The organism is Streptomyces sp. PKA51, from assembly GCF_057552455.1.
This window is the reverse complement of sequence record NZ_BAAJPZ010000003.1, coordinates 100,565-126,534: the sequence shown is the minus strand read 5'-3', so window position 1 is coordinate 126,534 and position 25,970 is coordinate 100,565. Positions and strand designations below refer to the sequence as shown.

Here is a 25,970-nt window from a genome sequence, read left to right as displayed (position 1 = left end):
CCCTCAGTTCCACCGACAGCGGCCGGTCCGTCGGGCGAGTCGCCGTCTTGACGTGGACGACGCCGCCGCGGTCGGACGCGTCGTACCACCAGCCCTCGTCCGCCGCGTCGGGCGAGTCCAGGTGCGGCAGCTCGCCGCCGTTGACGGTGGCCGCGGCCGGCGCCGTGCCCGTGTGGACCGTGAAGTGCGTCGGCCGGGCCGTCTGCTTGCCGCGGTAGTCGCCCTGCAGGGGGCTCAGCGACAGGCGCACGTCGGCGCCGCCGCGGGCGGTGACGGTGAGTTTCTGTTCGGCGTGGGCGCCGCTGCGGTGGGCGCGGGTGACGCCGTCGTCCTCGTACAGCGTGAACGACGACGTGCCCTTCGGGTAGACGTCCCAGGCCACCGGGGAGTCGGCCGTGCGGTCCTCGTACGAGCGGATACCCGGCCACATCGGCACGGCCGCGCCGGCCTTGACGAACAGCGGCAGCGTCTCCAGGGGCGCGTGGTAGCCGTCGAGGGTGGTCGGGCCCTGGTACGTGCGGCCCGTCCAGTAGTCGGTCCAGGTGCCCTTGGGCAGGTAGATGCCGTTGCGGACGTCGGTGTCCTCGTAGACGGGGGCCACGAGGAAGTACTCGCCGCTGAGGAACTCGTACTTCGCCGCCTCGGTCGCGGCGGCGGGGTCGTCGGGGTACTCCAGCGCCAGGGGCCGCACCGGGCCGACGCCGGTGCGCGTGGCCTCGGCCGCGTAGCTGTACATGTACGGCAGCAGCGCTTCCTTGAGCTTCAAGTACGTGCGGTTGATGGACGTGTACGGCTCCCCGTACCGCCAGGGCTGCTTGTCGCTGGGCGCCCAGCCGTCCATGGTCATGACGGCCGGCAGGAACGCCTTCCACTGCAGGTCGCGCACGTACGTCCGGGGGCTGCCGCCGAAGATGCCGTCGACGTCGCCCGTGGTGTAGGCCAGGCCCGACATCGTGGCGCCGGCGTAGGTGGGGATCTGCCAGCGGATGTACTCCCAGGAGCCCTTCTGGTCGCCGGACCACTGCACCCCGCAGCGCTGCGCGCCGGACCAGCTCTCGGGAGCCCACGTGAAGCCGCGGGCGTCGCTGTTGTCCTCGATGCCCTTGTAGGCGTCCTTGCAGCCGTCGAGGGCGAACTTGTAGCCGTCGCCGACCCAGGCGACGTCCAGCTTGGCGACCCGCTGGCCGGCCTTGACCTGGTCGGCGAGCTTGCCGAGGCCGTCCTCGGTCCACAGGCCCATCTTCATCCCGCGGTCGGCCAGGCCCTTGCCGGCCTCGGCCAGGTTCTCGTAGCCGCAGCCGTAGCCGTCGTTGACGAGCATCCAGCCCAGGGGCAGATCGTGGGCGACGTAGCCGTCGGCGATCTTCAGGGCGTCGAGGGTGTGCCGCTCCCCGCGGTTCTTGTTGTGCAGGTAGCAGTCGGAGTCGCCGATCTCCAGGCCGTACAGCGGCGGCAGGAAGGGCCGGCCGGTGAGCGCGGTGTACTGCCCGATGACGTCCTTGGCCGTCTCCCCGGCGAAGTAGTACGCGTCGAAGCGCCGCTCCTGCGCGCCGGCCGTCACCGGGTCGCCGAAGGTGTAGGTGCCCGGCGCGTACGTGTTGCGGTAGACGCCGTAGCCGGCGGTGGAGAGGTAGTACGGCACCGAGTTGGGGTGGCCGCCGTCGTCCCAGTTGTAGTCGACGCCGACCTCGACGGTCTTCCCGCGGTGCGAGGTGTTGCCGCGCCCGTTCTGCATCCCCGCGCCGTAGAACTGCTCGTTCGCGCCCCGGGTCAGGGTCTGCACGGTGCGCTCCTTGCCGGCCGCGTCCGTGCCCCAGGTCAGCCCCTTGGTCTCGGCCCAGATGCGGCTGCCGTCGGCCCGGTGCAGGGCGAAGCGCAGGGGCTTCTTGTACGCGCGCAGGGTGATCGCCGACGTGCTCATCTCGTACCGGTCGCCCGCATCGCGCCAGCGGGTGGCCGGGGGCGGGCCGCCCTGCGGCAGCACGATGTCCTTGCCGGTGGCCTCCGTGAACCGCCCGTCCGGCGCGAGCTCCAGCCGGAAGCTGCGGGCGGTCACGAAGCGCACCCGTGCCTTCGCCGTCCCGGCCTGCAGGTGGAAGGCGGGTCCGGCCGTGGCGAAGCCGGTCACGTCGCCCACGGTCTCCTGGGCGGCCTCGGCCCGCGCGCTGCCCGCCGGGGCCACGAGGGTGGCGGCCAGGGCGAGGAGCGCAGTGACGACGACCGTTCTCAGGCGTGTCCTCGTACGTGTCCTCGTACGTGTCCTCAGTCGTGTTCGCGGTCTCATGAGCGCGTGGATAGCGCAGCCGGCGGCCCGGTGACCATGGACTCGTGCGCGATGCTCATGGACTTGTCGTGTACGCGCACATACGCGAAGGGCGCGCTCCCCCGGCGGGGAAGCGCGCCCTGTACTGCGGTCCTAGAGCGCGACGCCCATCAGCGCGTCGACGGCCCGGGAGACCAGGCCCGGGGCACCGATGTCCGTGCCGCCCCCGGCGGCCTGGGCGGCGGCCCAGCGGTCGACGGCGGCCAAGGCGGCCGGGGTGTCGAGGTCGTCGGCGAGGGCCGCGCGGATCTCCTCCAGCAGCGCCTCGGCGGGCGGGCCGTCCGGGCGCGAGACGGCGGCGCGCCAGCGGTCCAGCCGCTGCACGGCCTCCTCCAGGACGGCGTCCGTCCACTCCCAGTCGGCCCGGTAGTGGTGGGCCAGCAGGGACAGGCGGATGGCGGCCGGGTCGACGCCCTCACGGCGCAGCGCGGAGACGAAGACGAGGTTGCCCTTGGACTTGGACATCTTCTCGCCGTGCAGGGCGACCATGCCGGCGTGGACGTACGTCTTGGCGAAGGGGTGCTCGCCGGTCAGCGCCTGGGCGTGCGAGGCGCCCATCTCGTGGTGCGGGAAGACCAGGTCGGAGCCGCCGCCCTGGACGTCGAAGCCCATGCCCAAGTGCTCCAGGGCGATGGCGACGCACTCGATGTGCCAGCCGGGGCGGCCGGGGCCCAGCGAGGCCCCGTCCCAGCTGGGCTCGCCCGGGCGGGCGGCCATCCACAGCATCGGGTCGAGGGGGTTCTTCTTGCCCGGGCGGTCCGGGTCGCCGCCGCGCTCCGCCGACAGCAGGCGCATGGCCTCGGCGTCGAGGTGCGAGACGCCGCCGAAGGCGGGGTCGGAGGCGACGGAGAAGTAGATGTCGCCCTCGAGCTCGTAGGCGGCACCGGCGTCGCGCAGCCGCTCCACCAACGGGACGATCTTGGGTATCGACTCCACGGCGCCGACGTAGTGGCGCGGCGGGAGCATTCGCAGGGCGGTCATGTCCTCGCGGAACAGGGCCGTCTCGCGCTCGGCGAGCTCGGTCCAGTCGTCGCCGTTGGCGACGGCGCGCTCCAGGAGGGGATCGTCGACGTCCGTGACGTTCTGGACGTAGTGAACCTGCCGCTTGGTGTCGAGCCACACGCGCTGCACGAGGTCGAACGCGTTGTAGGTCGCCGCGTGCCCCATGTGGGTGGCGTCGTACGGCGTGATGCCGCAGACGTAGATACGGGCGACGGGACCGGGCGCGAGGGTCACTCGCTCACCGGTCGCGGTGTCGTGGATCCGGAGGTCGCGGCCACTGCCGGGCAGGGCGGGAACCTCTGAAGCGGGCCAGGCATGCATGTCCTGAGCGTAACCGGACGGGGCGTCCGGATACGAACCCAGACCCTACGGTTGGCCGAAAACACGTTCTTGCGCAGTGAGCGGTGCATGTGCAGGGGCCCTCGTTCGGGCCTCGGGCCGGCACGTCGACTGCGGGCCGTCGGTGGCCGATCGCGCAGTTCCCCGCGCCCCTTACGGGGCACTGCATCAGCCCACGGCGCCCCATAGGGGCGCGGGGCGGTGTCGATCTGCGGCTGCCGCCGCGTGGGCGCGCCAAGCCACGACGCGCCCGCAGACCCTCGGCCAGGGGGCCGTTGCCTAGACCGGGGGCCAGGGGATCGCGGGCCACTGCCCGCTCGGTTCGCGGTGGCGGCCCGTGCGCAACAGTTCCGCCACCCGGGAGCGCAGCGCGTCGATCTCCGCCGGAGTGATCAGTTCGGCCAGGCGGGCGGCCAGCGGCCGCCCCTCGGCCAGGTCGGCGGCGAGGCGCTGCAGCGCCTGGAGCGCCTCGTCGGTCAGCGGCTCCCCCGCCCACCCCCACAGCAGCGTGCGCAGCTTGTCGTCGGCGTTGAAGGTCACGCCGTGGTCGATGGCGTAGAGCCGCCCGTCGGCGGCGGGCAGCAGGTGGCCGCCCTTGCGATCCCCGTTGTTGATCACGGCGTCGAGGACGGCGAGCCGGCGCAGCCGCTCGTCGTCGGCGTGCACGAGGAGGGCGGTGCGGTCCTCGCCGACGTCCGCGTAGCCGACGGCCTTCCAGCCGGGGCCGGGGTCGTCGCCCTCGACGAGGGCGAGGAGGGCGCGGCCGTCCTCCTCCTCGGTGGCCTCTATCCACAGCTGGCACATGCCCTCGCCGTACGGTCCGTCGCGCAGCACGGTGGGCGGGACGAGCCCCCAGCCCATGGCCTCGGACAGCTCGTAGGCGGCGACCTCGCGCTGGGCGAGGGTGCCGTCGGGGAAGTCCCACAGGGGCCGTTCCCCGGCGACGGGCTTGTAGACGCAGGCGGCGCTGACGCCCTCGTACTCGACCGTGCAGTACAGCACCGCGTTGGAGGCCTCGCGGATGCGGCCACGGACCGTCAGCTCACCCTTGGCCAGCAGCTCGTGCGGGGTCACGCTCCGCGGCGGTATCCGTTCTGGCGCGGACATACGTGTCCCTCCGGGTCGAGCGGCAGGCTGCACAGGGGGCACGGCGGCCGGCCGGCGTTGACGACTTCCAGGGCGCGCTTGGCGAAGGCCCGGGCCATGGTGCCGGTGATGCGCACGCGCAGCATGGGCGGGCCGTTCAGCTCGTCCTGCAGCAGCCGCTCCTCGGCCGCGGCGAGGTCCTCGTCGGTGTCGGCCTCCAGCTCGACGAGCGCCTGGGCCTCGACGACCATGCGCTGGCTGTCGCCGTCCCAGGCCAGGGCCATGGTGCCGACCCGGAACTCCTCCTCGACGGGGGTGTCGAGGGGCGCGGTGTCGGAGAGCTCGACGGGGGCCATGGCGGGCACGGGGGCACTGCCGCCGGTGCGGCGCACGACCTCGTCGAGCAGTTCGTCGATGCGCTGGGCGAGCGCCTCCACCTGGGCCTTCTCCAGCGCCACGCTGGTGGTGCGGCCGCCGGCGCTGGCCTGGAGGAAGAAAGTGCGGCGGCCCGGCAGCCCGACCGTACCGGCGACGAAGCGGTCCGGCGGGTCATAGAGGAACACCTGACGGGACAACGTCCTGCTCCATTGGGTTCGAAGGCTTCGAATGGTCCGGATGAGGGATGACGGGTGCCGGTGGCGGCGGCCCGGGTCCCCACCCTACTGCGCGGGACGATCACGGGGCTCCCGCGCCGCCCCCCACCGCCGCATCCGGGCTGCCGCCCGCGCCGGCGGCGTCCTCGCGGGGGACGAGCCCGGCGAGGTCGCCGGTGTCGCCGAGCCGCAGCAGGTAGGGCCGCAGCCGGGTGTAGCGGACGGCGGTCAGGGAGCAGGGGTCGGCGGTGATGCGCTGGAAGTGGTCCAGGTGCAGGCCGAGGGCGTCGGCGACGACGGCCTTGATCAGGTCGCCGTGGGTGCACATCAAGAAGACGGCGTTCTCGCCGTGCTCCGCTGCCATCCGCCCGTTCCACTCGTGCACGGCGTCGACGGCGCGGGCCTGCAGGGCGCGCATCGACTCCCCGCCGGGGAAGGCGGCGGCGGAGGGGTGCCGCTGGACGACCTCCCACAGGGGCTCGTCGGCGAGTTCGGCGAGCTTGCGGCCGGACCAGTCGCCGTAGTGGCACTCGCCGATGCGCTCGTCGGTGTGCAGGGGCAGCTCGGGCCGGGCGGCGAGCAGCGGTGCGAGGGTCTCGCGGCAGCGCTGCAGGGGGCTGGTGACGGCCGCGGCGAGCGGGACGCCGGCGAGCCGCTGCGGCAAGGCGGCGGCCTGGGCGGCGCCGCGCTCGTCGAGGGCCACTCCCGGGGTCCACCCGGCCAGCACCCCGGAGGTGTTGGCGGTGGACCGGCCGTGCCTGAGCAGGATCAGCGTGGGCATGGTGGCCAGCCTACGACCGCCGTCCGGTGTGCGGCGGGCCCGGTCGGGTGTACGGCGCACGTCGGAGCGGAAGAATCCCTTGCATGATCGTGGACTGCGCCATCTACCGGCACGGACACCGTACGGAGGGGCCCGCCGAGCTCGCACACGCGCTGGAGGTCGCCCGGGCCGAGGGGGAGTCCTTCGTGTGGATCGGGCTGTACGAGCCCACCCAGGAGGAGTTCGACCTGGTCACCAACGAGTTCGGCCTGCACCCGCTGGCGGTGGAGGACGCGCTCAACGCCCATCAGCGGCCGAAGCTGGAGGTCTACGACGACTCGCTGTTCATGGTGCTCAAACCCGTGGTCTACGACGACCTGCGGGACTCCGTCACCACCGACGAGCTCATGCTGTTCGTCGGCAACTGCTTCGTGGTGAGCGTGCGCCACGGCGAGGGCAGCCCCCTGGGCGAGGTGCGCAAGAGGCTGGAGCGGGATCCGGACATACTGCGGCACGGCCCGACGGCGGTGTTGTACGCGGTGTGCGACGCCGTCGTGGACCACTACACCGAGGTGGCCGTCATGCTGCACGCGGACCTCGACGAGCTGGAGGCGGAGGTGTTCGCGCCGCTGGGCGAGGACGTGCGGCACACCGCCTCGCGCATCTACTCCTTCAAGCGCCAGGTGGTGGAGTTCCGGCGGGCGACCCTGCCGCTGAGCGAGCCGGTGGCGCGCCTGTCGACGACGCGGCTGCCGTTCGTCGACGAGAAGTCCTGGCCCTTCTTCCGCGACGTCAGCGACCACCTGATCCGGGCGAACGAGTCGATCGAGGGCCTGGACCGGCTGTTGTCGGACATCCTCTCGGCCCACCTGGCCCAGATGGGCGTGCAGCAGAACGACGACATGCGCAAGATCTCGGCCTATGCGGCGATGGCGGCGGTGCCGACGATGATCGCCGGGGTGTACGGGATGAACTTCACCCACATGCCCGAACTGCGCGAGCCCTGGGGCTACCCGGCGGCGGTGACCCTGATGGCGGGGCTGGTGTACTGGCTGTACCGGATGTTCAAGCGCCGCGGCTGGCTGTGACCCTCCGGGCCCCTCCGGCCGCCGGGCCTTCAGACGAACTCGGGGGCCGTGGTCGCCGGGCCGTCGAGGGCGCCTCGGCGCTCGGGCATGCGCAGGGTGGTCATGCGGCGCCATCCGCCGGCCCGCTCGTACGCGTACAGGGCGTGGATGCCGGCCGTCAGTGCGGCCGACTTGGCCCGCGACCAGCGCAGGATGCGGGCCATGCAGCCCATCACGGCCAGGCTGACGTCGCGGTGGACGGCGATCTCGGCCAGGGCGCTCTCGCGCAGCAGGTCCCGAATGGCACGGCCGTGGCCGAGGGCGGCCAGGCGCAGCAGTTCCTCGTGGCAGTAGGCGAGGTGGTTGGTCTCGTCGGCGCAGATCATCCGGATGGCCCTGCCGACCTCGGGGTGGTCGCCGAAGTGCCGGGCGAGCAGGTCCATCTGTTCGCCGGCGCGCTGTTCGGTGACGCGGCTGTGGGCGAGGTAGGAGAGGATGTCGCGCTCGGTGAGCGGGACGTCGGCGCGGAGCTTGTCGTGGGGCAGGCCGATGCCGCGGCGCATGAGGATCATGGTGTAGTCGGCCTCGGGCGGCACGTCGGCCGGCTCCAGGCCGCGCCGGTGCAGCAGCGCCCGGAAGATGCGGCCGTGCTTGTCCTCGTCGGCGCCGTGCCGGGCGATCTTCGGCGCGAGGTGCTGCAGGGCGGGCGGCACGAGGGCGGCGATCCGGCCGTTCTCCCACCCTCCCTGGGCTTCGCCGCTGGCCGCGAGGGAGCAGAAGAGACGGTAGGCCTCGTCGTCGTCGAGGATCTCCTGGAACAGACTCCTGGCCGTGAGCATGGCCGTCACCTCCGTAGGCACAAAGTCAAGTGCCCCTGTCGGCGGGCGGCAATCAGACGACCGGAAGCGCTGGGCCGAACGGAGGAATCCCGTGCGGGGATTTGCGGTGCGCCCGGCGCGTAACCATGACAGCGCACGGGCGTTGTGCTCGGTGTCGGCCGTGGCGGGGAGACAGACCCCCGAGCCCCCACCACGGCCGCAGAATTCCCTATCGGCGCATCCGCCGTCCGGCTTTAGGCCAGACCGGCCAGCTCCAGGGCCTGGACGCCGGCGCGCAGGGTGGCCAGGCGCTCGTCCAGGGTCAGACCGGCGGGCGCGAGGGAGAGCGTGGTCACGCCGGCGTCCGCGTAGGCCTGCATGCGCTCCGCGATCCGCTCGACGGAGCCGAGCAGGGTGGTGGAGTCGATGAGCGAGCGCGGCACGGCCGCGGCGGCGCCCCGCTTGTCGCCGGAGAGGTACTTCTGCTGGATCTCCGTGGCCTCCTTCTCGTAGCCCATGCGGCTCGCCAGCTTGTTGTAGAAGTTCTGCTTGGGGCTGCCCATGCCGCCGACGTACAGGGCGGTGTACGGACGGAACAGGTCGGCCAGGGCGTCGACGTCGTCGCCGAGGGCGATGGGGACGGTCGGCACGACGTCGAAGCCCTCCATCGACTTGCCGGCCTTCTCGCGGCCCGCGCGCAGCGGGGCGAGGGTGGTCTCCTCGGCGTGCTCGGGGGCGTAGAAGATCACGAGGGCGCCGTCGGCGATCTCGCCGGTCTGCTCCAGGTTCTTCGGGCCGATGGCGGCGATGTACAGCGGGATGTGCTCGCGCACCGGGTGCACGGTGAGCTTGATGGGCTTGCCGGGACCGCCGGGCAGGGGCAGGGTCCAGTGGTCGCCGTCGTGGGTCAGGCGCTCGCGCGACATGGCCTTGCGGATGATCTCGACGTACTCGCGGGTGCGGGCGAGCGGCTTGTCGAACTTCACCCCGTACCAGCCCTCGGAGACCTGCGGCCCCGACACGCCGAGGCCCAGCCGGAAGCGGCCGCCGGAGAGCGAGTCGAGCGTGGCGGCCGTCATCGCCGTCATGGTCGGCGTGCGGGCCGGGATCTGGAAGATGGCCGAGCCGACGTCGATGCGCTCGGTCTGCGCGGCGACCCAGGCCAGCACGGTGGCGGCGTCCGAGCCGTAGGCCTCGGCGGCCCAGCACACCGCGTAGCCCAGCCGGTCGGCCTCGCGGGCGACCGCGAGGTTGTCCGCGTCCATCCCGGCTCCCCAGTAACCGAGGTTGATACCGAGCCGCATGCCGCACCCCTTACTCGTCAGTAACGTCGTTGTCGGGCGGACTCTAGCGCGCCGACCCCTGGTACGTCACCGATACTCTCGGCGGTCATGGAACACAGGCACCTCGGCCGTACGGGGCTACGGGTCTCCCGGCTCGGGCTCGGCACGCTCACCTGGGGCCGGGACACGGGCGAACACGACGCGGCCGAGCAACTGCGGACGTTCTGGGAGGCCGGCGGCAGCCTCGTCGACACCGCGGACGTCTACGCCGACGGGCGCGCCGAACTCCTCCTCGGCCGGCTCCTCGGCGACCTCGTGCCCCGCGACGACGTGGTCATCGCCACCAAGGCCGGCAGCGTACCGGACCCCCGGCGGCCCGTGGACTGCTCCCGCGGCCACCTGCTCGCGGCCCTCGACGCCTCCCTGGCCCGGCTCGGCACCGACTACGTGGACATATGGCAGGTCCACGCCTTCGACCCGCACACCCCGCTGGAGGAGACGCTGCACGCCGTCGACCTCGCGGTCGCCAGCGGACGGGCCCGCTACGCGGGCGTCTCCAACTTCTGCGGCTGGCAGCTCGCCAAGGCCGCCACCTGGCAGCTGGCCGCACCCGGCGGGCGCACCCGGCTGGCCTGTACGCAGATGGAGTACTCCCTGCTGCAACGCGGCATCGAACGCGAAGTACTGCCGGCCGCGCTCGACCTCGGCGTGGGCCTCCTGCCCTCCTCCCCGCTCGGGCGCGGCGTGCTCACCGGCAAGTACCGGCACACGACGCCCCCCGACTCGCGCGGCGCCTCCGAACGCCTGGCGCCGTTCGTCGCCCCGTACCTCGACGAGACGGCGCGCGGCGTCGTGGACGCCGTCCGGACCGCGGCCGACGGCCTCGCCACGACCTGCCTGGAGGTCGCCCTGGCCTGGGTGCGCGACCGGCCCGGAGTCGTCGCCCCCATCGTCGGCGCCCGCACGGCGCAGCAGCTCAGGGCGGCATTGTCAGTGGAGACCCTTACGCTTCCGCACGAGATCTGCCAGGCGCTCGACGACGTGTCGGCGCCCGTGCACCGCTACCCGGACCAGGACTGGAGCACGCTGTGACCGACCCCCGCACGCCCGACGCCACGGCGCCCCCGGCGGGGGCCCCGGCAGACCCCGGACCCCCGGACACGGAAGCGACGCCGCCGCCGGAGCCCGATGCGGGGCCCGCCACGGAGCCCGCCGCGGGCAGCGCGATGCCGGCCGAGACCGGCGCCGAGCCGGCCGACGGCCCGACGGGGCCGGATGCCGAGCCGGACGCGGGGCCCGGCCCCGACGTCGTCGATCCGGTGCCGGGTGACCCCTCGCGCGGCAGTGCCGGGGGCGCCGAGGGGGAGCAGGCCGCGCAACACGCGCCGGGTGCACGCCCCGACGAGACCGCAGCGCCGCGTACGGCGGCGGGTGCGGCCCCCGGCGAGGCGCAGGGCGCCGGCGCGTCCAAGCGGTCGGCCGTGGCCGAGGCGCTTGCCGCCGCCGTGCGGGCCGTGGAGAGCGGGGAGCGGTCCGCCGATTCGTTCTTCACCGAGCGCAAGGCCGCGCCCCGGCCCAAGCCCCAGCCCCGCGCCGCCGCGCCCGCCGTACCCACCGCGCCGCGGCCCGCGCCCGCCGCGCCGCGGATCGTGCCGAGTGCCGGGCTCGCCGAGGTGCTCGCCGCCGGTGGGGCGCCGGCGCAGCTGGCGGGGGCCGTGGCCGAGGCCCTCGGCGAGCAGGCCGCCGAGGAGCTGCGCGAGGACCCCTGGCGGCTGCTCGCCGTGCCGGGCGTGCGGCCCGAGCAGGCGGACGGGTTCGCCCGGGCGCTGCTGGGCGACGCGTGCGGGCCCGACGACGAGCGGCGCGCCCGGGCCCTGGTCGTGTGGCTGCTGGAGCGTGCCGCTCTGGCCGGGCACACCGCGCTCGAGTCCTCGGCGCTGCGCGCCGAGCTGGCCAAGCGGTCCGTCCCGGACGTGGACGCGGCGCTGCAGAGTGCCGTTGCCGAGGGCACCGTCCTGGTGTTCCGGGAGGGGGACGAAGAGGAGGAGGCGCAGGACGCGCCCGTACGGCTGCTCCTCGGGCTGGACCGGTACGCGATGGCGGAGGAGAGCCTCGCCGACGGGCTGGCCCGGCTGGTCACGGCCGCCCCCGCCGAGGCGGAGGGCGACTGGGAGGCCGCGGCGGCCGCCGCTCCCTCGCCCTCCGCGGCGGAGCTGATCCGTGCGGCGGCCGGCCACGGCCTGGTGACGCACAGCGGCGGGGAGGCCGCCCGGGCCGAGCCCGCGGCGCTGGTCGCGGCCGCGGCCGGCCTGGGCCTGCGGGCCTGGGCGGCGGCGCACACCGAGGACGGCCGCCGCCGGCTCGCCGACCTGGGCGTGGCCGGTGCCGTGACCGTGGCCGGGCTGCTGTCCGGTCAGGAGGGGCCCGGCCGGGACGAGGACGGTGCGCTCGCCCTGGACGTCCTGGCCGTGCTGGACGCCCCGCAGCTGGACGTGGAGACGGCCGCCCTGCTGGTGGAGTCGCTGGCGGACGGCACCCGTCTGGTGCTCAGCGGTGATCCCGGCGTGCTGTGGTCGGCGGGCCCCGGCCGGGTCTTCGCGGATGTCGTGGCGGCCCGCGCCTGTCCGGCGGTGGTCTCGCGCACGCCCGATCCGGGCCCGCTCGGGGAGCTGGTCTCGGGCATCGGTGTGGGTGAGCTCGCCCAGGTGGAGGCGCCCGGCAAGGAGGTCGTGATCGTGCCCGTGCGCGAGCCGGCGGAGGCCGTGCACCGTACGGTGCAGCTCGTGGCGGACTCGATCCCGCGGGCGATCGGCGTGTCCCCGGAGCACACCCAGGTGATCACGCCGGGCCACGGCGGCCCGGCCGGCACCCGGGCGCTCAACGCGGCGCTGAAGGAGCGGCTGAACCCCGGGCCGGGCCGTTTCGGCGGTTTCGACCCCGGCGACCGCGTCGCGTACGTGCCGGCGCCCGGCCGCATGGTGCCCGGCACCGTGGTCGGGGCGGATGCGGACGGCCTGCGGCTGGAGTGCGGCGGGGCGCCCGTGGTCGTACCGCCCGGGCGGGTGGCCGAGGAGGTGCGGCACGGCTGGGCCGTGACCGCCCACCAGGCGGCCGGTGCGCGCTGGCCCGCGGCCGTGGTCGTGCTGCCGGGTGATGCGGCGCAGGGCCTGACCCGGTCCTGGGTGTACACGGCCTTCGGCCGCGGGGAGCGGCACCTGTCGGTGGTGCACGGAGTGGATCAGGCGCTGCCCCGGGCGGTGGCGGAGGTGCCGGCGAAGGAGCGGACCACCCGGCTGCGGGGGCTGCTGGAGGCGCAGACGCGCACCGCCGGGTGATCCTGCCCGGCCGGCGGGCGGGGGAAGGGGCTCAGCGCCCCTTCCCGCGCACGACCTCCAGGTCGTCGTCCCCGTCGTCGCCGCCCTCGTCCTCGTCGCGCCCCTCGGTGTCGTCGTCCTCGCCGTCGGGTTCCTCGTCGAAGACGGCGCTGACGTCGAAGCGGCACACGACCCGCTGCGGGTCGGCCTCGTCGAACGGCGCCGAGAGCCACTCCCCCGGGTCGCTGGGTTCGTCGGCGGCCGCGACCCAGAGCGTGGAGTCGCCCTCCTCCAGGCCGAATTCCTTGTGCCGGGAGGCGATTTCGTCCGGCTCGTACTCGCCGAAGATCACTCCCAGGGCCGCGTGCACGCTGCTGCCGACCAGGTCCGCCGTGGTTCCGGCGGCGGCCGCGCCCCGGCTCACGTCCTCGCCGGCGTCGGGGTCGAGGTCGGCGACGCGCCGGGCCTGGGCCAGCAGCCGCTGCGGCTCGACCACCGCGTAGTCCCTGCGGATGAGCACGCTGAGCGCGCTGGGCTCCTCGGGGCCGGCGTAGGCGGGCAGGGCCTCGTCGCCGGGGATCTCGAAGGGGGTGACCTCGTCGTAGGCGTCGTAGAGCAGCTCGTCGTACGCCTCGGCTGTCGCGGCCAGCTCGTTGAACGCGGCGTAGACGGCCGGGTCGTCCTCCCCCGATCGGCGTTCGATGGCCTCGAGGTGACGGTCCAGAGCGGCTTTGACCGCCTCGGCGGCGGCGCGTACCTCGGCAGCGGTCGGCTGCGCAGCATCAGACATAGTGCAGACGCTATCCGCACCGGGCCCGTTCCCGCACAATAGATGCGATGCCGGAATACGAATTCTGCGATGTGTATGTGCCCCGGGGGGTCACCCGCCGGGCCGCCACACGCCTGCTGACGGACCATGCCGAGTACGGACACTGGGAGTTGGACCGACTACGCCTGTATCCGGACGGCAGCCGACGGGTGCGGCTGCGGCGCCGGATCATCCGCCAGATCCGTGCCACCTGGTAAAGGACCGGTGAAGGACCGCATCCGCACCGACCGACGACGGACGGGCGACGACGGACGAGTGACGACAGGGGGCGACCGGGGGACGAGTCGACGGCACGACAGTGGAGCGGGCCCCGCGGCGGCGGGGCCCGCTCCTTTGTGCGTCCGTGCGACCCTGCTCCGGGGCCGTCAGCCCTGGGAGCCGCGGGCGCGGCGGTAGAGCACCGCGCCGCCGGCCAGCAGCGCCGCGCTGGCCGCGGCGGCCGCGCCGATCTGGCCCGCACCGGTGTGCGCGAGCTCGGCGGCCTGCTGGGCGACCGTCGCCGGGCGGTGCTCGGCGAGGACCTCCGTGGCGCGGTGGGCGTCCTTCACCTCCGTCCCCGGGGTGCCCATGTGGCCGCCCGGCTTCTGCGGGTGCCCGCCGGGGCCGTGGTGCTCGCCACCGGCCGGCGGCTTGTGACCGGGCTTCTCGCCGGGCGGGTTGTGGTGACCGCCGGGGTGGCGCCCGCCCGGGTGACCGGGCTTGTCGCCGTGCGGCGGCTGGTGGTCGTGCCCGCCGCCGTGGCCGTCGTTGACGCAGGTGTTGCCGCTGGCCGGGTTGCCGATGCCCACCACGTCCACGCTGTTGCCGCAGGCGTTCACCGGGATGCTGATCGGCGCCTGCACGGTGTTGCCGGAGCCGATGCCGGGCGAGTCGGTGTTCTTCGCGCCCGCCTGCGCCCCGCCGTGACCGCTGCCGTGGCCGCCGCCGTGACCGCCGTGGGTGGCGTGGCCGCCCCCGCCGTTGACACAGGTGTTGCCCGTCGCCGAGTTCAGCAGCCCCACCACGTTGACGGTGTTGCCGCAGGCGTTGACCGGAACCGTGACCGGCACCTGCACCGTGTTCCCGGACGCGATACCCGGGTTGTGCGTCGCCACGGCGCCCGCACCCGAGTCCGCCTGCGCGTAGCTGCCGGTCACTGCGGCGAGGACCCCGCTCGCCGCCGCAGCCGTGATCAGGCCCTTCTTGGTGACCTGTCGCATTGTCGTCTTGCCCCTTTTGTTTTTGCCTCCATTGCGCCGATCCCTACCCGCGCAACGGAATGCCCAGTCGAAAAGCCCGGTGGCTCCGAAGCACCAGCCGTGCGCTCCGGAGCCACCCTGGTTCAATCCCGCGTCGATTCCGACAGGGACGTCACTTGTTGACGCAGACGTTGCCGGTGGCGGGGTTCAGCAGCCCGACGACGTTGATCGTGTTGCCGCACACGTTCACCGGGACCTCGACCGGGACCTGCACGACGTTGCCCGAGACGACGCCGGGGTTGTGCGTGGACACCGCCTGGGCCCCGCTGCTGGCGGCGGCAACACCCGCGCCGGCGAGAACGAGACCACTGGTGGCAGCCGCAGCGGCGACGACCTTCTTGAGCATGGATTCCTCCTTGTTGGCAATGCGATCCCAGCCGCGGACCGCACACCTGTAACGATGAGGAGGTAATCCGGCTACGTACGCGCCCGGGCGTTCACTCTTTCCGGTTAAGAAAGCGCCAAGGGTGGGCGAACGCGAGGGATTTCAGCACGCGTCGAGGAACCGGTCGAGCACGCGCACCCCGAATTTCAGGCCGTCGACGGGCACGCGCTCGTCGACGCCGTGGAACATTCCGGCGAAGTCGAGCTCGGGCGGCAGCTGCAGCGGCGCGAAGCCGAAGCAGCGAATGCCCAGGTCGTCGAAGGACTTGGCGTCCGTGCCGCCGGAGAGCATGTAGGGCACGGCGCGGGCGATGGGGTCCTCGGCCCGCAGCGAGGACTGCATGGCCTCGACGAGCCGGCCGTCGAAGCTGGTCTCCAGCGCCTTGTCGGCGTGCACGTCCTCGCGCCGGACGCGGGGGCCGAGGATGCGGTCGAGGTCGGCGAGGAACTCCTCCTCGTAGCCCGGCAGGAACCGGCCGTCGACGTGGGCCGTGGCCTGCCCGGGGATGACGTTGACCTTGTAGCCGGCGCCCAGCATCGTCGGGGCCGCGCTGTTGCGCAGCGTGGTGCCGATCATCTTGGCGATGCCGCCGAGCGTGGCGAGCGTGGTCTCCATGTCCTCGGGGTCGAGCGGGATGCCGAGCGCGTCGGAGAGCTCGTCGAGGAACGCCCGTACGGTCTTGGTCACGCGCACGGGGAACTCGTGCCGGCCCAGCCGGGCGACGGCCTCGCACAGCTCGGTGATCGCGTTGTCCTTGTTGGTCATCGAGCCGTGGCCGGCGGTGCCGTCCACGGTCAGCCGCATCCAGTGCATGCCCTTCTGGGCGGTCTCGATCAGGTACAGCCGCAGGTCCTCGTTGACCGTGAAGGAGAAGCCGCCGACCTCGCCGATCGCCTCGGTCACCCCGTCGAAGAGGTCGCGGTGGTTGTCGACCAGGTGCCGGGCGCCGAAGACGCCGCCGGCCTCCTCGTCGGCGAGGAAGGCGAGCACGATGTCGCGGGAGGGCCGGCGCCCGGAGCGCAGGCGGTCGCGGACGACGGCGAGGGTCATGGCGTCCATGTCCTTCATGTCGACCGCGCCGCGCCCCCACACGCAGCCGTCGGCGATCTCGCCGGAGAAGGGGTGGTGGGTCCAGTCGCCCGCGTCGGCGGGCACGACGTCGGTGTGGCCGTGGATGAGCAGGGCGGGCCGCGAGGGGTCGGTGCCCTCGATGCGCGCGACGGTGGAGGCCCGGCCGGGGTGGGACTCGATGATCTGCGGCTCCAGCCCGACCTCGGCGAGCTTCTCGGCCACGTACTCCGCCGCGCGCCGCTCGCCGGGACCGGAGTGGTCGCCGTAGTTGCTGGTGTCGATCCGGATCAAATCCCGGCACAGGTCGACGACCTCGTCCTCGCCGCGGATCGCCGCCCCCGCGGCCGGCTTCGACTGGCTCACGCTGCCTCCTCGTGGTTCGCGTCCGGCGCCGCGCGCTCGTGGCCGGGGCGCCGGCATGGGTGCACCGGCCATCCTCCCTCGCTGGCCGCTCGCGCCCAAGGCCGCAATGAGCCCGACATGCGCCCGCAACGATCAGCGGAACGATCACTGGGCAGGAGGGGTGATCGGGCACCCGCGAATGTTTGGTATTGTTTTCCATGTCGCCGCGGGGAACACCCCGCAGAGACAGACACCTGGTCCGGGTGGCGGAATGGCAGACGCGCTAGCTTGAGGTGCTAGTGCCCTTTATCGGGCGTGGGGGTTCAAGTCCCCCCTCGGACACTCACTGAAAACCCCAGCTGAGCTGGGGTTTTTCTGTGTGTGCGCGGTCGTGCGCCGCGTCCTTCGGCAATCCCCCACACCGCACGTCAAGGCATGAACGTTTCTCTCTCCGAGCGCTCCGAGCACTCCGAGCGCACTCCGCTCCGCCCCCTGTCCGACCGCCGTCCCGTCCGGGTCGGCGTGCTGGTCACCGCCCTCCTCGCGGCCTGTGTCGCCTTCCAGCTCAACGCCAGCATGCTCAGCCCCGCGCTGAAGAGCATCGAGGACGAGCTGGGCGCGAGCTCCGCCGAGATCGGTCTGACCCAGACCGCGTTCTTCACGTCGGCGGCCCTGTTCTCCCTCTTCCTGCCGCGCCTGGGCGACCTCGTCGGCCGCCGCAAGGTGCTCACCGGCATGCTGGCCCTGATGGCGGTCGGCTGCGTCGTGGCCGCGTTCGCGACCAGCGTGCCGATGCTCTTCGCCGGCCGGGTGATCCAGGGCGCCTCCGGCCCGGTCGTACCGCTGTGCCTGATCATGCTGCGCGTCGAGATCAAAGAGCCCAAGCGCTACGGCACGCTGCTGGGCGTGATCACCGCGGTCAACGGCGGCGTGGCCGGCGTGGACTCGCTGGCCGGCGGCTTCCTGGCCGACAAGCACGGCTTCCAGGCCGTCTTCTGGGCCATGGCCGCGGTCGCCGTGATCGCGACCGCCCTGGTGGCGTTCCTCACCCCGGAGTCGAAGGTCGCCGGCTCGCACCGCATGGACTGGCCGGGCGTCGCCCTGCTGGTGGTCTCGGTCGGCGCCCTGCTCGTGGCGCTCAACGAGGCCGGCAAGCTCGGTGCCGCGAACTGGGCGCTGGTGGGCGGCCTGACCGCGATCGCCGCGATCGCCTTCGGCCTGTTCTGGCGTACCGAGGACCGCTCGACGCACCCGCTGGTGGCCACCGCGCACCTGCGGCGCCGCGCCACCTGGGCGACGCTGCTGACCACCGTGCTGACCATGACGGGCGTGTTCGCCGTCATGAACGGCCTGATCCCGGCGTTCGCGCAGGACGCGCAGGCGGGTCTGGGCATGTCCGCCGAGCAGTCGGCCTGGTGGACGCTGACCCCCTACGCGCTCGCCGGTCTGGCCATGGGCCCGGTCGCCGGCCGGCTGGCGGCGACCTTCGGGTACGGGCGCGTGCTGCGCCTGGGCCTGGTCGGCTCCGCGGCCTCCGTCGTGCTGATGATCGTCACGATCCCGGCGCACTCGCGCGTGCTGCTGCTGGTGACCTCGGTCCTGGTCGGCATCACCTACGCGGGCGTGGCCAACATCGTGCTCAACGGCCTGGGCGTGGTGCACTCCCCGAAGGACAACCCGGGCTTCCTGCCCGGCCTGAACGCCGGTGCCTTCAACCTGGGCGCGGGGCTGAGCTTCGCCGCGCTGTACGCGGTCAAGACGGCGCTGGTGCCCTCGGACGCCTCCTCGGCCGGCGGCTACGTGGCCGGCATGGTGGCCGGTGTGGCGATCATGGTCGCGGCCCTGGCCACGTCCTTCCTCATCCCCAAGCCGGTGGCGGCCGAAGAGCAGCACTGAGGGCTCCCGCAGGCGGCGGGCGCTTCCGTATGATCGCCCAATGATCACTGACGGCGCTCGTCGCCCCGCGCCCGCCCCCTGCCGGATCACGGTCTGCCGCGGCTGCTGCTGCGGTGTGGAGTCCAAGGTGCCCGGCGTCGACCACGCCGGGCAGATCGCCCGCCTGCGGGCCGCCCTGGACGGCGCGGCCCCGGTGCGGGCGTCGGAGTGCCTGGACGTGTGCGAACAGGCCAACGTGGTCGTCGTCCAGCCGTCGGCCGCCGGCCGGGCCGCGGGCGGCAGGCCGGTGTGGCTGGGACTGGTCAACGACGACGGGGCGCTGGAGGACATAGCCGCCTGGGTCCGCGCCGGCGGACCGGGCCTGGCCGAGCCGCCGGGCGTGCTGGACCTGTACGCGTTCACGGTCTCCCGGCGGGTCGGCAAGGCCCTGGCCGACTAGGCCGCGCGCGGCGCCCCGTAGGGGCGCGGGGCTGTGCCGATGCGGCTGCCGCCGCGTGGGCGCGATCGGCCACCGCGCGCCCGCAGACGGGCTGCCGTGCCCGGGCCCCGGGGTGGCGCGTCGACTGCGGGCCGTCGCGGGCTGATCGCGCAGTTCCCCGCGCCCCTTACGGGGCGCGCATGGTGCCCCGTAAGGGGCGCGGGGAACTGCGCGACAAGCCACCACGCGCCCGCAGACAGGGGGCGTGCTCCGCCCTGGCCCCGGGCCGGCGCGCCGACTGCGGGGGCGTCGTGGCCGATCGCGCCCGCGCGGCGGCAGCCGCAGATCGACAACGCCCCGCGCCCCTACGGGGCGCAGTGGCCGCCGGGGGTTTCGCGGGGGAGGTCCAGGGCCGGGTTGCGGTCGAAGAAGCCGGTGGGCTTGAGGGTGAAGCCGGTGGGTTCGACCGGCATCACCGGCCATTCCTCCAGCCGCGGCAGGTGGGTGGGGCCGAAGGTGTGCCAGACGGTCAGCTCGGTGTTCTCCAGGGACTCTCCGCCGGTGGTCCACTGCGGCAGGCCGCCGTCGCCGGGGTGCTGGTTGGGGTACTCCCCGGCCGGGTAGCGGCGGTCGGCGCGGTGCCGGGTGACCCACAGGTGCTTGGTGCCGTACGCCATGCGCCGGGCGACCGGCGAGCCGGGCCGGGCGAGCAGGACGGGCCCGGGCTGCGGTACGAGGGTGTACGCGACGGGCTGTCCCATGCGGTTGCGGGAGGCGGGGTTGGTGATCCGCCAGCGTCGGCCCGTCGCGGGGTCGGCGAGCCGCCCGCCGTCGGCGCTGTCGGCGACGACCGTGGTCCGGGTGGTGAAGGCGTTGCCGTTGGGGTTGTCGGGGCCGGCCGGCACGGGGACGACGTCGACCTCCTCGACGGTGTTGTGCAGGCCGTCGACCGCCACATCGAGGCGTACGCAGAACAGGTGCTGGTGGTACGGGGCCAGCAGGCCGGGGGCCACCTCGGTGCCGTGCGGCGAGCCGGTGCCGGGCTCGATCGCCGAGGTCTGCACCATGCCGGTGGACTTGGCCTCGAAGGCGATCGTGCCGTCCTGGTGGAAGTACCAGTAGAAGCCGTAGTCGTAGTTGCCGACGGTGGCGATGTAGGAGACGACCAGGCGGCGGGCGCGGCGGGACTCCACGGCCATGTCGTTGAAGACATCGGTGTGCTTCCACAGCAGGCCGTGGTCCTCTTCGTGGATGCAGATGGCGTTCGGCAGCGTCAGCGGGTCGCCGGCCTCGTCGGCGAGGACGGCGTCGAGGTAGCGGATCTCGCCCAGGCAGTCGCAGCCCAGGCGCAGCGCGTTGGCGTTGCGGCCCAGGGAGTACTCGCCGGCGTCGAGGAAGGCCACCCAGTTGCGGGACTCCTCGCTCTCGCCGTAGGCGACGGCCATCTCGGCGAGGGAGGCGCGGTGGAGCACGGACCGCTCGCGGTCGCCGTCGCGGTGGGTGATCCGGTGCAGGACCAGGCCCTCGCGCGCATTGAAGTCGATGCGGAAGCTCCAGTTCAGCCAGGTCAGCTGCGGCCCGTCGAGCCGGAAGGAGGGCCCCTGGCTCTGGGTGATCTCCAGCGGCCGCAGGTCGGTGCGGGGCGGGCCGGTGAACTCCGCCTCGTAGCGCCCGCACTCGGCCGGCACGGGGACGGGGCCGGTGTCGACGATCCGTACGACCGTGCGCTCGGTGACGTCGACGTCGGCGACCAGACCGCCCACGGGGTGCGCCCAGGCGTTGTCGGTGGCGTCGCAGCGCAGCCACGTCAGGCAGCGCAGCAGCCGGCGGCCGGGCCGGTCGAGCACGAGGCCGCCCGCGGCGAGCGGGGCGCAGACGGCGAGCGAGGTGTCCTCGATCCCCCGCTCGGCCATGGCCTTGCGCCAGGCCGGGTCGGCCTTGACCAGCGCGTCGACGAGGACGTACTCCTCGAACATCACCTGCGGCTGGCCCTCGGTGGCCGGGTCCAGTGTGCGGTACGACAGCAGCAGGCTGGCGCCGGCGTCGACGACCGCCTCGGCGGAGGCGCCGGTGGCCGTGTCGTGCAGGGTGACGCGCAGCCGGCGCACGACGGGGTCGCCGGGGCGGTGGGCGGCGGCCGTGTGCCGGTCGGGCTCCTCCAGCAGGACCATCGGGAAGCGCGTGGTGGGCGTCACCTTGCCGGCCTCCTGCAGGATCCGGCGGGCGGTGGTGATCTCTTCGGCGCCGAGCGGGTCCAGGGGGTGGGGGACGGTGTCGGTGCCCTGCGGCTGCGGGGCGGCCGGGTGGCAGCAGGTCATGGTGAAACCTTTCGCTGAACGGTGGGGGCCCCGGCGGTGGCCGCGGCCTTCTCCAGCTGGAACGCCTCGTTGCCCAGCCCGATCCGGGCGTGGATCCCGGGGCGCACCGCCTTGAGCACGAGTCCGTAGACGACGCCCAGGACCACGGCGGCGCCGATGACGCCGGGCAGCACCCAGCCCAGGGCCGAGCCGGGGCCGGTGCCGACGAGCACATGGAAGTCCTTGACCGCGTAGCCGGCGATGACCAGCAGGGCCAGCCCGGCCGCCGCCGCGGCGACGAGCCGGGCGGCCTGGGCGCGGGCGGCGCCGCGGCGTACGAAGAAGACGATGACGGCGGCGCTGGCGGTGGCCATCAGCAGGATGACGCCGAGCGCGCCGACGTTGCCCATCCAGGTGAACAGCCGCTGGACGGGTGCGGTGGGGTCGCCCGCGGGCCGGTCGTCGGTGACGGCGAAGAGGACGACGGCGAGCAGGGAGACGGTGCTCTGCAGCAGCGAGCCGTAGGCGGGTGCGCCGCTGGTGGCGGAGGTGCGGCCGAGGGCGGCGGGCAGCAGGCCCTCGCGGCCCATGGCGAAGGCGTAGCGGGCGACGACGTTGTGGAAGCTGAGCATGGCCGCGAACATGCCGGTGACGTAGAAGACGTGCATGACGGTGGTGAACGTGGCGCCCAGCCGGGCCCGGGTGAGGTCGAACAGCAGGTCGGGGCCCTTTTCGCCGGCCAGTCGAGTGATCTCGGTGGGTCCGCCGGCCACGCTCAGCGCCCAGGAGCCGAGGGCGAAGAAGAGGGCCACGAAGCCGACGGCGAGGAAGGTGACGCGGGCGACGACGACGTGCGGGCGGCTGGTCTCCTCGGCGTAGACGGCGGCCTGCTCGAAGCCGACGAACGAGGCGATGGTGAAGGACAGGGCGGTGCCGAGCCCCGCGCCGGCCAGGGTGGCGGGGTCGAAGGCGTGCAGGGAGAGCCCGTCCGGTCCGGGGTCGGCGACGGCGGCGAGGTCGAAGGCACCGACCATGAGGCACTCGACGAGCAGCAGCACGCCGAGGACCTTGACGTTGAGGTCGACCTTCAGCCAGCCGAGGGCGGCGACGAGGGCGACGGCCGCCGTGGCCGGCACCCACCAGGCGACCGTCAGACCCAGGTGGGCCTTGAGCAGCCCGGACATCTCGTGGCCGAAGATGCCGTAGATGCCGACCTGCATGGCGCTGTACGCGACGAGGGCCACGACGGAGGCGGCGGCGCCGGCGGTGCCGCCCAGGCCGCGGGCGATGTAGGCGTAGAAGGCGCCGGCGTTGTGGACGTGGCGGCTCATCTCGGCGTAGCCGAAGCTGAACAGGATCAGCACGACCCCGAGGATGACGAAGAGCAGGGGCTGGCCGGTGATGCCCATGACGCCGTAGATGCTGGGCATGACGCCGGCCGTGACCATCAGCGGGGCGCTGGCGGCCACGACGGCCAGCAGCAGGCCGGCCACTCCTATGCGGCCGGCGCTCAGCCGTCCGGCGACGCCCTTGAACGTACTGATCTCACTGGTGGTGCCCGTCGACATGGCGGGGTGGTCCTTCCCGTGGGGATGCACAGGCGTGGGCGGCCCGGGGCTCGGGCCGTGGGGGCGGGGTCAGGCGATGCCGAGCGCGGCCCGGCGCACGGTGCGCAGCGCCGTGCGGGGGTCCCGGTCGGGGTAGGCCCAGGGGGCGTGCGTGGCGTGCGGCCCGATGCGGGTGAGCAGGGCGGCGGCCTCGGCGGGGCGGCCCTCGTGGAACTTGGCGTGGGCCAGGAAGTTCAGGTCGACCTTGCGCCGTGGGTGGGCGGCGGAGGCCCCGGCGCCGGCGCCCTCGTCGGTGTCCCACTCCAGCCACCAGTCGAAGGCGGCCTTCATCACCTGCCGGGCCCGGCGGGTGGTCCAGTGTCCGGAGCGGGCCGGGTCGGCCGGCTCCAGCCCGGCGCCCGCCAGGACCCGGTAGCGCTCGGCGTGCGCGACGACGGGCAGGACGGCCAGCGGCGAGTCGGCCGGTGCCTGCTCGGCGGCCCACGCGGCGAAGTCGTAGACCTCGTGCAGCGGGTCGTCGCGGTCGCCCTTCTGGTGCTCGGCCAGGCGGGCCGCCATCAGGTGGTGGGCGTGATGGTGGTCGCGGTGCCGGGCGCGCACCTGGTCGAAGGCGCGGACGCACTCGTCGTCGGTGCCGGTGCGGCGGGCGAGGACGAGCAGGCCGAGCCAGGGGGTGGGGTCGCGGGGCGTGGTCCTGGCGGCCGCCAGGCACAGGGCGCGGGCGGTCTCTGGCGGCTCCTTGCCGTCCAGGGCGCGGAAGACCGAGGCGCAGGCGAGCAGGAGGGCGGCGTCCGCGCTGTCGGGCTCGGCGAGCTGCCACTCCCGGGCCCAGACGGCGCTGGTGGCGCCCTCGGCCAGGACGAGGAGGCGGTGGCCGCGGCGGTCCCAGTCGTCCCCGGTGCGGGCGATCAGCCGGCGGGTCTCGCTCCAGCGTCCGCGGGCCAGCGCGTCGCGGGCGCCGGCCAGCTCGGTGTCGTCGAGGGCGGGGTCGAAGGTCAGCCCGTCCTTGTTCCGGTGGCGGCCCAAGGGGGGTGGGGGCGTCATCTGCGGGCTTCCTCCACGGCGTACGGTCACGCACAGCAAACCGGTAGTCACGGCTCCGCGTCAAGGGTGGATCTTGGTGCTGAAGTGACGTCAAGTAAGCTAGCGGGACGGCCCGTTGCCGTCCCCCGTCCCGCCGGGACTGTGCAGTGGATCGTTACCTCGGGCAGCCAATACGACCCTCCGCGACCGCACACACGAACGACGAACCTTTGTCCGTTTTCTCGCATGCCTCTCGCATGTCCGGATGAACGGCCGAAACGCGGGTACCCGGCCGGGGCACCACTCCTGGTGCGGCTATCGTCTTGTTGTCAAGTCTCCTACGACCGCACGGTCTTGAGGTGCACGACGTGATGGTCTTCGCACTCGCCCTGGCCGCGGCCTGCTGCCTGGGCGTGGGGTTCGTCCTGCAGCAGAACGCCGCCCAGCGGGCCCCCATGAGCGACTTCCTGTCCCTGCGACTGCTGCTCGACCTCGCCCGCATGCCGCGCTGGCTGGCCGGCATCGGACTGATGGTCTGCGGCATGGGACTCGGCGCCGTCGCCCTCAGCCGCGGCGAGGTCTCCCTGGTCGACCCCCTGATGGCGACCAACCTGCTCTTCGCGATGGCCCTCTCCCGCTGGCAGACCAGACAGCCCCTCGGCCGCGACGGCTGGTGCGGGCTGTGGCTGCTGGCCGGCGGCGTGGCCGCGTTCATCATCGCCGGCCGCCCGCACGGCGGCCACGCGGTCACCGACCCGCTGCGGCACTGGCTCGTCTTCGGCATCATGGTCGGCACGGCCCTGCTGCTCGCCGCGGCCTCCAAACGGGTGCGCATGAGCACCGAGGCCGCCCTGCTGGCCGTGGCCGCCGGCCTGCTGTACGGCGTGCAGGACGCCCTCACCCGGGTCAGCGGCGAACGCTTCTCCCACGGCGGCTGGGCCGAACTCGTCACCGGCTGGCAACCGTACGCCGTCCTGGCCCTCGGCCTGACCGGGCTCGTCCTGGTCCAGAGCGCCTTCGAGACGGCACCCCTGCGGATGTCCCTGCCCGCCCTGACCGCGGCCCAGCCCCTGGCCGGCATCGCCTGCGGCATCGGCTTCCTCGGCGACCAGCTGCGCACCACACCGGCCGCCCTGGCCGTCCAGGCGGCGGGCCTGGCGGCCATCGTCTGCGGCATCGTCCTCATCGGCCGGCACCCGGCCATGCCGTCGGGCATGAAGGAGGAGGGCCGGATACGGGACCTCCAGCCGCACTAGGGGCTGTGCCCCTTGCGGGGCACCGTAGGCTGCCGGGCATGACCGACCCTGCCAACGAGGTGCTGGACGTCGTCGACGAACACGACCGGGTGATCGGCCGCGCACCGCGCGGCGAGGTGTACGCGAAGGGGCTCCTGCACCGCTGCGTCTTCGTCCAGGCACGCGACGCCCACGGCCGGATCTTCGTGCACCGCCGCACGGCGACCAAGCTGGTCTTCCCGTCGATGTACGACATGTTCGTCGGCGGCGTCGTGGGCGCGGGCGAGACGTACGACGCGGCGGCGCTGCGCGAGGCCGAGGAGGAACTCGGCGTCACCGGCCTTGCGGCCCCCCGCCCGCTCTTCCGCTTCCTGTACACCTCGGCCGAGGGCCACGGGGGGTGGTGGTCGGCGGTGTACGAGGTGCGGTGCGACCTGCCGGTCAGGCCGCAGGCGGAGGAGGTGGCCTGGTGGGACTTCCTCCCCGAGGAGGAGGTCGCCGCCCGGCTGGACGACTGGCGATGGGTCCCGGACGGCTACGAGGCATACGCCCGGCTCCGCCGCTTCCGGGAGGCGGGCTAGCCCCGGTCCCGTCCTTTCGCCGACTACCGACAGCCGGACAGCAAGAGGATCCCCGCGAGACCTGATTACCCACCGACAAGTGCTGTCTCCGAGTGACCGGCATCGCCTCACGCCCGGATGCGGGTCCGGCACACTGATCGAATGAGCCGCGACACCCTGCGCTCCATACTGGCTCGCGACGGCAGCGTCTCCGCATGTGCAGCCCTTGCCGAGCTGGAGGCAGGCGCCGGCTTCGAAGTCCATCTGAACACAACAGCTTCCGCCAGCCTGCTCTGGGCCAACTGGTCAGCGCGGCAGGAATCCATGCGCGAGATGGGCATCGCGCCTTCCCGGCCCGGATTGGCCGAAGCTGTCGAAAGACTCCGAGCCGCAGGAATGGCCCGGGTCCATATGGCGACCATCACCGGACCGCAGAGGCGTTTCCTCCTCTTCCTCTCGGAAGACCTCAGCAAGTGCGTCGCTTGCTGGTAGCACCACCTCATTGCGCTGGGCGCTCTGACAG

22 protein-coding genes, 1 tRNA gene and 1 pseudogene are annotated in these 25,970 nt (G+C 73.4%); 10 read left to right on the top strand and 14 right to left on the bottom strand.

Annotation, left to right across the window (positions count from 1 at the left end; translation table 11 throughout):
• Position 1: 1 nt before the first annotated feature.
• The 5 genes and pseudogenes from AC27L3_RS05630 to AC27L3_RS05610 all read right to left on the bottom strand — a co-directional run.
• Positions 2-2,284, bottom strand: a pseudogene (locus AC27L3_RS05630) (glycoside hydrolase family 31 protein); the annotation flags it as partial.
• A gap of 132 nt (positions 2,285-2,416) precedes the next feature.
• Positions 2,417-3,646, bottom strand: coding sequence for a cysteine--1-D-myo-inosityl 2-amino-2-deoxy-alpha-D-glucopyranoside ligase (mshC, locus tag AC27L3_RS05625; RefSeq protein WP_487232908.1), 1,230 nt, complete (start codon positions 3,644-3,646; stop codon positions 2,417-2,419).
• 297 nt (positions 3,647-3,943) lie between these two features.
• The gene (locus AC27L3_RS05620) at positions 3,944-4,771 is read right to left on the bottom strand and encodes an SCO1664 family protein (RefSeq protein ID WP_487232907.1); all 828 of its coding nucleotides are present in this window, start codon (positions 4,769-4,771) and stop codon (positions 3,944-3,946) included.
• Positions 4,735-5,325: a DUF3090 domain-containing protein gene (locus AC27L3_RS05615; protein WP_365966362.1), complete on the bottom strand. Its 591-nt coding sequence runs from the start codon at positions 5,323-5,325 to the stop codon at positions 4,735-4,737. Before AC27L3_RS05615 ends, AC27L3_RS05620 begins: the two co-directional genes overlap by 37 nt.
• A 100-nt stretch (positions 5,326-5,425) precedes the next feature.
• Complete coding sequence (locus AC27L3_RS05610) at positions 5,426-6,124, bottom strand: histidine phosphatase family protein (RefSeq protein WP_487232906.1); 699 nt, start codon at positions 6,122-6,124, stop codon at positions 5,426-5,428.
• 74 nt (positions 6,125-6,198) lie between these two features.
• Here AC27L3_RS05610 and corA point away from each other — a divergent pair, with 74 nt between their 5' ends.
• The gene (gene corA, locus AC27L3_RS05605; protein WP_487233171.1) at positions 6,199-7,191 is read left to right on the top strand and encodes a magnesium/cobalt transporter CorA; all 993 of its coding nucleotides are present in this window, start codon (positions 6,199-6,201) and stop codon (positions 7,189-7,191) included.
• 29 nt (positions 7,192-7,220) lie between these two features.
• Here corA and AC27L3_RS05600 read toward each other — a convergent pair whose 3' ends face one another.
• Together AC27L3_RS05600 and AC27L3_RS05595 are read right to left on the bottom strand one after the other, a co-directional pair.
• Positions 7,221-8,009: a ferritin-like domain-containing protein gene (locus tag AC27L3_RS05600; protein ID WP_487232905.1), complete on the bottom strand. Its 789-nt coding sequence runs from the start codon at positions 8,007-8,009 to the stop codon at positions 7,221-7,223.
• Positions 8,010-8,242: 233 nt separating this feature from the next.
• Positions 8,243-9,292 (bottom strand): LLM class F420-dependent oxidoreductase, encoded by a 1,050-nt coding sequence (locus AC27L3_RS05595; RefSeq protein WP_487232904.1) that lies wholly within the window; start codon positions 9,290-9,292, stop codon positions 8,243-8,245.
• An 87-nt stretch (positions 9,293-9,379) separates the two neighbouring features.
• Here AC27L3_RS05595 and AC27L3_RS05590 point away from each other — a divergent pair, with 87 nt between their 5' ends.
• The gene (locus AC27L3_RS05590) at positions 9,380-10,363 is read left to right on the top strand and encodes an aldo/keto reductase (RefSeq protein ID WP_487232903.1); all 984 of its coding nucleotides are present in this window, start codon (positions 9,380-9,382) and stop codon (positions 10,361-10,363) included.
• Positions 10,360-12,606, top strand: coding sequence for a helix-hairpin-helix domain-containing protein (locus AC27L3_RS05585; protein ID WP_487232902.1), 2,247 nt, complete (start codon positions 10,360-10,362; stop codon positions 12,604-12,606). Before AC27L3_RS05590 ends, AC27L3_RS05585 begins: the two co-directional genes overlap by 4 nt.
• Before the next feature lie 31 nt (positions 12,607-12,637).
• On the opposite strand, the gene AC27L3_RS05580 is transcribed toward AC27L3_RS05585, so the two are convergent.
• Entirely contained in the window at positions 12,638-13,375 is a 738-nt protein-coding gene (locus AC27L3_RS05580) for a hypothetical protein (protein WP_487232901.1), read from the bottom strand.
• Between the two features lie 47 nt (positions 13,376-13,422).
• Here AC27L3_RS05580 and AC27L3_RS05575 point away from each other — a divergent pair, with 47 nt between their 5' ends.
• Positions 13,423-13,611: a DUF5703 family protein gene (locus AC27L3_RS05575; protein WP_487232900.1), complete on the top strand. Its 189-nt coding sequence runs from the start codon at positions 13,423-13,425 to the stop codon at positions 13,609-13,611.
• 168 nt (positions 13,612-13,779) lie between these two features.
• On the opposite strand, the gene AC27L3_RS05570 is transcribed toward AC27L3_RS05575, so the two are convergent.
• The 3 genes from AC27L3_RS05570 to AC27L3_RS05560 form a co-directional block, all read right to left on the bottom strand.
• Positions 13,780-14,613, bottom strand: a complete 834-nt coding sequence (locus AC27L3_RS05570; protein WP_487232899.1) for a chaplin — start codon at positions 14,611-14,613, stop codon at positions 13,780-13,782.
• Between the two features lie 151 nt (positions 14,614-14,764).
• The gene (locus tag AC27L3_RS05565; RefSeq protein WP_344437963.1) at positions 14,765-14,998 is read right to left on the bottom strand and encodes a chaplin family protein; all 234 of its coding nucleotides are present in this window, start codon (positions 14,996-14,998) and stop codon (positions 14,765-14,767) included.
• 141 nt (positions 14,999-15,139) lie between these two features.
• Positions 15,140-16,471 carry a M20/M25/M40 family metallo-hydrolase gene (locus tag AC27L3_RS05560; protein ID WP_365983827.1) on the bottom strand — a complete coding sequence of 444 codons (1,332 nt, stop codon included), beginning with the start codon at positions 16,469-16,471 and terminating at the stop codon, positions 15,140-15,142.
• Between the two features lie 236 nt (positions 16,472-16,707).
• Between AC27L3_RS05560 and AC27L3_RS05555 the strand changes: the two genes are divergently transcribed.
• From AC27L3_RS05555 to AC27L3_RS05545, 3 genes are all read left to right on the top strand, one after another.
• A tRNA-Leu gene (locus AC27L3_RS05555) sits at positions 16,708-16,792 on the top strand.
• Positions 16,793-16,885: 93 nt separating this feature from the next.
• Positions 16,886-18,346: a uridine transporter UriT gene (gene uriT, locus AC27L3_RS05550; RefSeq protein ID WP_487232898.1), complete on the top strand. Its 1,461-nt coding sequence runs from the start codon at positions 16,886-16,888 to the stop codon at positions 18,344-18,346.
• A gap of 40 nt (positions 18,347-18,386) precedes the next feature.
• A complete protein-coding gene (locus tag AC27L3_RS05545) occupies positions 18,387-18,785 on the top strand; it encodes a (2Fe-2S) ferredoxin domain-containing protein (RefSeq protein ID WP_487232897.1) in 399 nt (132 codons plus the stop codon).
• Positions 18,786-19,129: 344 nt separating this feature from the next.
• Here AC27L3_RS05545 and AC27L3_RS05540 read toward each other — a convergent pair whose 3' ends face one another.
• The 3 genes from AC27L3_RS05540 to AC27L3_RS05530 form a co-directional block, all read right to left on the bottom strand.
• Positions 19,130-21,082, bottom strand: coding sequence for a primary-amine oxidase (locus tag AC27L3_RS05540; RefSeq protein WP_487232896.1), 1,953 nt, complete (start codon positions 21,080-21,082; stop codon positions 19,130-19,132).
• Positions 21,079-22,629, bottom strand: coding sequence for an APC family permease (locus AC27L3_RS05535; protein ID WP_487232895.1), 1,551 nt, complete (start codon positions 22,627-22,629; stop codon positions 21,079-21,081). The genes AC27L3_RS05540 and AC27L3_RS05535 overlap by 4 nt, the downstream gene beginning before the upstream one ends.
• 69 nt (positions 22,630-22,698) lie before the next feature.
• Positions 22,699-23,673, bottom strand: a complete 975-nt coding sequence (locus AC27L3_RS05530) for a hypothetical protein (protein ID WP_487232894.1) — start codon at positions 23,671-23,673, stop codon at positions 22,699-22,701.
• Positions 23,674-24,023: 350 nt separating this feature from the next.
• Here AC27L3_RS05530 and AC27L3_RS05525 point away from each other — a divergent pair, with 350 nt between their 5' ends.
• The 3 genes from AC27L3_RS05525 to AC27L3_RS05515 all read left to right on the top strand — a co-directional run bounded on the left by AC27L3_RS05525 (position 24,024) and on the right by AC27L3_RS05515 (position 25,939).
• Positions 24,024-24,908, top strand: a complete 885-nt coding sequence (locus AC27L3_RS05525; protein ID WP_487233170.1) for a DMT family transporter — start codon at positions 24,024-24,026, stop codon at positions 24,906-24,908.
• 38 nt (positions 24,909-24,946) lie between these two features.
• Entirely contained in the window at positions 24,947-25,468 is a 522-nt protein-coding gene (locus AC27L3_RS05520; RefSeq protein ID WP_487232893.1) for an NUDIX domain-containing protein, read from the top strand.
• 141 nt (positions 25,469-25,609) lie between these two features.
• Positions 25,610-25,939, top strand: a complete 330-nt coding sequence (locus tag AC27L3_RS05515; RefSeq protein ID WP_487232892.1) for a hypothetical protein — start codon at positions 25,610-25,612, stop codon at positions 25,937-25,939.
• The last annotated feature ends 31 nt before the right edge of the window (positions 25,940-25,970 follow it).